This window comes from Eubacterium sp. 3_1_31, from assembly GCF_964249515.1.
Taxonomy (GTDB): Bacteria; Bacillota_I; Bacilli_A; order Erysipelotrichales; family Erysipelotrichaceae; genus Longicatena; species Longicatena caecimuris.
This window is the reverse complement of sequence record NZ_CAXUBY010000041.1, coordinates 20,305-27,111: the sequence shown is the minus strand read 5'-3', so window position 1 is coordinate 27,111 and position 6,807 is coordinate 20,305. Positions and strand designations below refer to the sequence as shown.

The 6,807-nt window shown below is 45.5% G+C and carries 7 protein-coding genes; 2 read left to right on the top strand and 5 right to left on the bottom strand.

Going from position 1 to position 6,807, the window contains the following annotated elements; all coding sequences use genetic code 11:
- Positions 1 to 117: 117 nt before the first annotated feature.
- The 4 genes from ACESSZ_RS13400 to ACESSZ_RS13385 all read right to left on the bottom strand — a co-directional run bounded on the left by ACESSZ_RS13400 (position 118) and on the right by ACESSZ_RS13385 (position 3,304).
- Entirely contained in the window at positions 118 to 291 is a 174-nt protein-coding gene (locus ACESSZ_RS13400) for a FeoB-associated Cys-rich membrane protein (RefSeq protein ID WP_412272789.1), read from the bottom strand.
- Positions 292 to 316: 25 nt separating this feature from the next.
- Complete coding sequence (gene feoB, locus ACESSZ_RS13395) at positions 317 to 2,734, bottom strand: ferrous iron transporter B (protein ID WP_499842843.1); 2,418 nt, start codon at positions 2,732 to 2,734, stop codon at positions 317 to 319.
- An 86-nt stretch (positions 2,735 to 2,820) separates the two neighbouring features.
- Positions 2,821 to 3,042 (bottom strand): FeoA family protein, encoded by a 222-nt coding sequence (locus ACESSZ_RS13390; protein WP_412272791.1) that lies wholly within the window; start codon positions 3,040 to 3,042, stop codon positions 2,821 to 2,823.
- A 49-nt stretch (positions 3,043 to 3,091) separates the two neighbouring features.
- Complete coding sequence (locus tag ACESSZ_RS13385; RefSeq protein WP_412272792.1) at positions 3,092 to 3,304, bottom strand: FeoA family protein; 213 nt, start codon at positions 3,302 to 3,304, stop codon at positions 3,092 to 3,094.
- A gap of 375 nt (positions 3,305 to 3,679) precedes the next feature.
- Here ACESSZ_RS13385 and ACESSZ_RS13380 point away from each other — a divergent pair, with 375 nt between their 5' ends.
- On the top strand, positions 3,680 to 4,054 hold the full coding sequence (locus ACESSZ_RS13380) for a metal-dependent transcriptional regulator (RefSeq protein WP_412272795.1): 375 nt from the start codon (positions 3,680 to 3,682) through the stop codon (positions 4,052 to 4,054).
- A gap of 188 nt (positions 4,055 to 4,242) precedes the next feature.
- Positions 4,243 to 4,716 (top strand): IS200/IS605 family transposase, encoded by a 474-nt coding sequence (gene tnpA / locus ACESSZ_RS13375; RefSeq protein WP_499842842.1) that lies wholly within the window; start codon positions 4,243 to 4,245, stop codon positions 4,714 to 4,716.
- A 269-nt stretch (positions 4,717 to 4,985) separates the two neighbouring features.
- Here the strand turns inward: tnpA and ACESSZ_RS13370 are convergent, their stop codons facing one another.
- Positions 4,986 to 6,719: a CHAP domain-containing protein gene (locus ACESSZ_RS13370; RefSeq protein ID WP_499842841.1), complete on the bottom strand. Its 1,734-nt coding sequence runs from the start codon at positions 6,717 to 6,719 to the stop codon at positions 4,986 to 4,988.
- Between the last annotated feature and the right edge of the window lie 88 nt (positions 6,720 to 6,807).

The window sequence follows — 6,807 nt, the reverse complement described above, 5'->3', positions numbered from 1 at the left end:
GAGTTTTATTTTTAAAGGCTCATCGCTAAAGCTCTACGGAACCCCCAGACTATCTGGGGGTTTTCTCATACAAAAATTAGGGAGACGCCGGTCTTTATCCTGCGTCTCCCTGAAACTTTATTTTTTAGGATGGCAAGAACCGCTCATCGGGCAGTCTGCGCATCCGCATCCACAGGAGGATTTTCCTTTTTTCTTGTTTTTTATCATGCTCACGATAATTGCCGAAACGACAGCAATTAAAACAGCACAGATAATAATTGTTGCTATGTTTTCCGTTAGCCAAGCAAGCATATTCTTACCTCCTGTTCATAATAATTTATTTTGTCACCTTAACGCTTTTGGTAAGCTTTGTAGCTTCCGAATATTTCTTGATGAACAGCATATAGACCATAACTGCAAGTACCGCAATCGCTGCAATCAGGCCGATTACATTCAGACCTCCGGTGAATACCGAGCCGAACTGATAAATCATTAGAGAGATTGCATAGGCAAACACGCACTGATAACCGATGGCAAACCAAGTCCACTTGGCGCTGTTCATTTCACGCTTGATAGCGCCGATTGCTGCAAAGCACGGAGCACACAGCAGATTGAATACGAGGAAAGAATAAGCGGCAAGTTGAGTCATTCCCTCGAAATCAAGGACACCGAATACTCCGACAACCTCCTCCTTAGCAACAAGTCCCATAATGGTTGCAACCGTCGCCTTGATATTACCGAAGCCGAGCGGTGCAAAAATCCAGCAAAGTGCATTGCCGATCATACCCAGCACACTGTTTTCAAGCTCCATTTCTGTGCTGAAGGTAAACGAGCCGTCCATCGTGCCAAAGCAGGAGCCTGCCCAAATGATGATAGAGGAAAGCAGGATAATGGTTCCTGCCTTTTTAATAAACGACCATGCACGTTCCCACATGGAACGAAGCACATTGCCGACGGTCGGCCAGTGGTATGCGGGCAATTCCATAACAAAGGGAGCGGGATCGCCGGCAAACATTTTAGTCTTTTTAAGCATGATACCTGAAATAATGATGGCGGCAATACCGATAAAATATGCGCTCGGTGCTACCCACCATGCACCTCCGAACAGTGCAGAGGCGATAAGAGCTATAATTGGAAGCTTTGCTCCGCAGGGGATAAAGGTTGTGGTCATAATAGTCATACGGCGATCGCGTTCGTTTTCAATGGTACGGGACGCCATAATTCCGGGAACACCGCAGCCGGTGCCGATGAGCATCGGGATAAAGGATTTACCCGAAAGACCGAATTTGCGGAAGATACGGTCAAGCACAAAGGCAATACGAGCCATATATCCGCAGGATTCAAGGAATGCAAGGAGGATAAACAGCACAAGCATCTGCGGCACAAATCCGAGAACCGCACCGACACCGCCGATAATACCGTCAAGGAGCAGACCGTTCAGCCATTCGGGGGTATTGATGGCTTCAAGTCCATTTTCGACAAGCACGGGAATACCGGGTACCCATACGCCGTATTCAGACGGATCGGGCACGCCCTCTGCTTCTTCTCCGAGAGCCGTATCATAAATTGCGGAAATATCATAACCTTCTTCTATGAGCGAATCGGCATATGAACCGTATGCTTCATCAAACGCGCCGAAGTCTTCGTCATCAATAGCGGACTGAATATCTTCGGCGCCGATTACGCCCTTATCTGCCGCAGCATTTACAAGTGAGATCATTTCATCGGTCCAGACATTATTGACCGCATAATCGGTCATAGCATCGTCATAAGCAGAGGTACCGATGCCGAACAGATGCCATCCGTCACCGAACACACCGTCATTTGCCCAGTCGGTCGCAAAGGTACCGACGGTAGAAACTGCGATATAATAAACAAGGAACATGACAACCGCAAAAATCGGGAGAGCTGCAAAACGGTTGGTAACAACCTTATCGATCTTATCGGAGGTCGAAAGCTTACCGGCAGACTTTTTCTTGTAACAGCCTTTAATAATCTGACCGATATAAACATAGCGTTCATTCGTGATGATGGATTCCGCATCGTCGTCCAGTTCATCTTCCACCGCCTTTATATCTGTTTCAATGTGCTCCAGAACCGACTTATCAAGCTTTACCTGTTCGAGCACCTTATCGTCGCGTTCAAAAATCTTGATAGCATACCAACGCTGCTGTTCCTCGGGAAGATTATGTACCGCCGCCTCCTCGATATGAGCCAGTGCATGCTCTACAGTACCTGAGAAGGTATGCATCGGAACAGTCTTGCCGTTTTGTGCCGCATCGATAGCAGCTTCCGCAGCATCCATAATGCCGGTGCCTTTCAAAGCGGAAATTTCAACCACCTTGCAGCCAAGTTCACGGGAAAGCTCCTCCGTATTAATCTTATCTCCGTTCTTCTTCACAACATCCATCATGTTGATGGCAACAACAACAGGTATACCAAGCTCAGTTAACTGTGTGGTAAGGTACAGATTCCTTTCAAGGTTTGTGCCATCGATGATGTTTAAAATTGCATCAGGACGCTCGGTGATAAGATAATTTCTTGCCACCACTTCCTCCAGTGTGTAGGGAGATAGAGAATAAATACCCGGAAGGTCGGTGATCACAACATCATTGTGCTTTTTCAGTTTTCCTTCCTTTTTTTCGACCGTAACGCCCGGCCAGTTTCCTACAAACTGGTTGGAACCGGTCAGTGCGTTGAACAGGGTTGTTTTACCACTGTTCGGGTTACCCGCAAGGGCAATTCGCAAATCCATATGTCATTCCTCACTTTCTTGATTAGCAATCGCTAACCAATGCTTCAAAAAATATGGGGAGCATTTTCCCCTTAATCCGTTTAAGCCTATTCTATTTCAATCATTTCCGCGTCTGCTTTACGAATTGAAAGCTCATAACCGCGAACCGTAACCTCAACCGGATCGCCTAGAGGCGCTACCTTGCGGATATGTACCTCTACACCCTTGGTAAGCCCCATGTCCATAATACGGCGCTTGACCGCTCCTTCGCCGTGGAGCTTGACAACCCTGACCGTATCGCCGACTTTGGCATCTCTCAGTGTTTTCATGCTTGTTCTCCTCCTTGAAAAGTATTTTAAGTACAACTGCCACAGAAAATCAGATCATAATTTTCTGTGCCATTTCCTTACTGATTGCAATGCGGGATTCTTTAACATTTACAATAACATTCCCGCCGATGGTGTTAATCACCGTAACAGCTCCTCCCACTACAAATCCAAGATTTTCGAGGTGAGCCTTGACTTCCTGTTTGCCACCGATTTTTTTTATGATATTTTCTTCTCCGACAACTGCCAGTGTAAGCGGCATCATATTATATCCCTTCTTTGTTCCCAATGAGACTGTATTTACGATTAGCATTTGCTAACCTTGCGCTTTAGATATAGGTTAGCCCTCGCTAACCACATATTATTATATCTGCCTGCTGTCCGTTTGTCAATAGGTTTTTTCAGGATTTTTATATCCGGATTCAGTTTTGGAAAATCAGTCATTTGGTTAGGACTTGCTAACTGAATTATTGTGCAAACTGCATAAATGTATACTCAATTTTTTGATGTAAATGGCTTTTTCTATTTGTTTGACGATGTTTCTTTGGGATAAATCTTGATTTTGTTCAAAAAATATGGTATGCTATTGCTAACTAAACAGCTTTTATTCGTATATCACATGAAGCAAGGAGGGAACGAGATGCACCTGCAGGAATCCGGAGAGATGTATCTTGAGACAATATACATTTTGTCGCAAAAGAGCAGTTCTGTCCGATCTATAGATGTTGGCGATTATATGGGTTTTTCAAAACCCAGCGTAAGCCGAGCTGTCGGCATCTTAAAAAAGGGCGGCTATGTTGTCATGGACAAAGACGGATATCTCTCGCTTACCGACTCCGGTTTAGAGGTTGCAAAAAAAATCTATGAAAGGCATACGACGCTTACAGATTTTCTCGTCCGTCTCGGAGTTGATAAAAATACGGCAGTAGAAGATGCTTGTAAAATGGAACATGACATCAGCGATGAAACCTTTGAAGCTCTGAAACGCCATGCGAACAAGTACTCCGACAAATGAATATAATATAAACATTAGACCGTAAAACAGACTTTTCTTTACTCTGTTTTACGGTCTTTCTTTTGTGTCACAGTAAAAATAAACCCCCTGCTATGCAGGGGGAGGGAAAATCTTTAGATAAAAGTACTCCTATGCTAGAATAAAAGTGGGTCTGCAAACCACAAATATAAAAGCATAGGAGGTCCAAAATGGACAACAATAGTTTAGCCCATACCAAATGGGAATGCAAGTATCATATTGTTTTTGCACCAAAATATCGCAGGCAAGTAATCTATAAGGATATCAAGGCAGATGTAGGGCAGATATTAGGCAGTCTATGCCGGAGAAAAGGAATAGAAATTATCGAAGCAGAATGTATGCCGGACCATGTCCATATGCTGGTAAGAATTCCCCCCAAATATTCGGTATCAGAAATTGTAGGGTATTTGAAGGGGAAAAGTTCGCTCATGATATTCGAAAAGCATGCAAATTTAAAATATAAGTATGGAAATCGGCATTTCTGGTGCCGAGGATATTATGTGGATACTGTTGGGAAGAATACTGCAGCGATCAAAGCGTACATACAGAATCAAATAAAAGAAGATTTAGAATATGATCAGATGTCGTTAGTAGAGTATATAGACCCGTTTACGGGTGAGCCGGTGAAGAAAAACAAGAAATAAACCTCTTGGAGAGGTAGTAGGAAGCCAAAGCAAACCAGCAAGCCCCTTTTGGGGCTGCGCCGGAAAAAGGAAGCGCTGATTACGCCCTTTTAAGGGCGGCTGAACATGTGGTGCAGTTGGCAGGCTTTCAGTGCGCCTTCCGGGCGCAAGCAGGTAACAGCCCCTTATAGGGGCAGAACAAGCCACCCGCTAAGCGGGTGGTCTTGACTAGCAAAAAGGAAAACTACATTTTGCTAAAATTACATATCCTTAAGGAAGCAGTATTTTTATCAATACTGCGGGATACCATAGCCGAGTATCTCATAATGACCAAGCGAGTATTGATTTACTCTTACACTATCTCCTGAGTTGCCTTCAACGGTATAGACAATTCCGTTTTCAACCTTTTGCACGATACCAACATGGTCGGAGAGTCCGTCCTGCGGACCCGACGAACCTTTATTATCCCAGTCAAAGAAGATAATCATACCGGGAACCGGCTCGGCAGAGCCGTCCATCCATTGACCTCTGTCTTTGAACCACTGCACACCGTTTACACAGCCAGCAAACTTCGGGATAACGCCGGTGTCAATATACCCGCACTCATTGGCGCACCAAGATACAAAGCAGGCGCACCACTCCACACGGGAACCGAAGCCATACCAAGACCAGTAAGGCTCGCCGCCCACATTGCCGATCTGCGACAACGCAACGGTTACGATTTGGTCGTCGCTTGCGGTAATGCCGTAAAGCACAGATGACCACAAAGAATTGTTCTTGTCTTGCAGAAGCTCGGTCAGATAATCCTTTTGCTCTTGATTAAAGCCGTATAGAGCCGCCATTTCATCCACCGTCTTATGCGTCACCGTTATATATAAGTAGGTTCTCGTAACGGTGGTTTCGGTTTGTACGATATTTCCGTTTCCGTCATCGGTTTCGGTTATGACCGTTTCAGACTTGCTTTCCGTCCGTGACGATATGCTGTTCATCTCCCAAAAAATATCTTTGAGAAGTTGCTTTTTGCTATCGTCCATTGTGGCGACCTCCTGCGGATTGTCGGGGTCGGTGTTGACCTTAACGGAATACACCGAAAGCACCTCTTTCCAAACCGCACGGCTGCCCGACATTTCAAGAACATCATAGGTATTGCCGTTTCGGATTTCCAACAGCTTGTTATCATATTCGGTGTTGATTTCCTGAACAGCGGTCTGCATAGACTGTCCCGTTCCTGAGTCCTCTCCTGAAAAGAAGATACCGAACACCGAGCCGATAATAGCGGCGATCAGGCAAATTACGATAATCACAACTACTGCAACCCAACCTCCGGCAGCGATTGCGGCGACAAGTGCTTTAATTCCGGCAATAATCGCTTTTACTGCGGCAATCGTAGCCTTTACTGCCGCCTTAACACCGGCAACGACCGCCTTTGCCGTAGCTTTTGCGGCTTGGGCGGCTTTTTGCGCCGCTTTCGCACTTGCCTTTGCGGTTTTCTGTGCCGCTTTTGCAGCCTGCTGTGAGGTCTTGATTGCAGTCTTTGCGGTTTTCTCGGCAGTCTTAACGGATTTCGCCGCCGTTTTTGCAGAGCCTTTACCGACTGTCTTTATCGTTTTCTTTCCGGCTGAACGAGCAGACTGCTTTACGGTTTTCTCCGCCGATTTTTCCGCAGTCCTGACCGTTTTGCCGCCGATATTCTGAGACTGCTTCTGCAAAGCCTTTTCAGCCCGTTTTGCCTTGAAATTCTCAATATCGTCCTTTGCCTTGTAGATATTCTCCTTTGTTGTTTCCACTCCTTTCCGTCCGGCTTTGTCAAATTGATGTGCGCCCTCGTGAACGGCAGTGTCAACTCCACGCTCGAACCTATCCGCAGCATATTCATCGGCGGAATTTTCGGCGGCAGATGTGCTGTGTTCGGCTTTATCTTTGGTAGAGATATACGCCTGTTTCATTCGCTGTCCGGCTACGGCAGCTTTGTCAATGGTCTTTATCGTACCTTTGACCGCATCTCTTGTTTTAATATCAGCCATATAATAAACCTCCCTTCGTGGAAAATTAGAACGCAAAATAAGGGGAAAAGGTATAAACACCTTAACCCCTTGACCTTTGCATATAAAA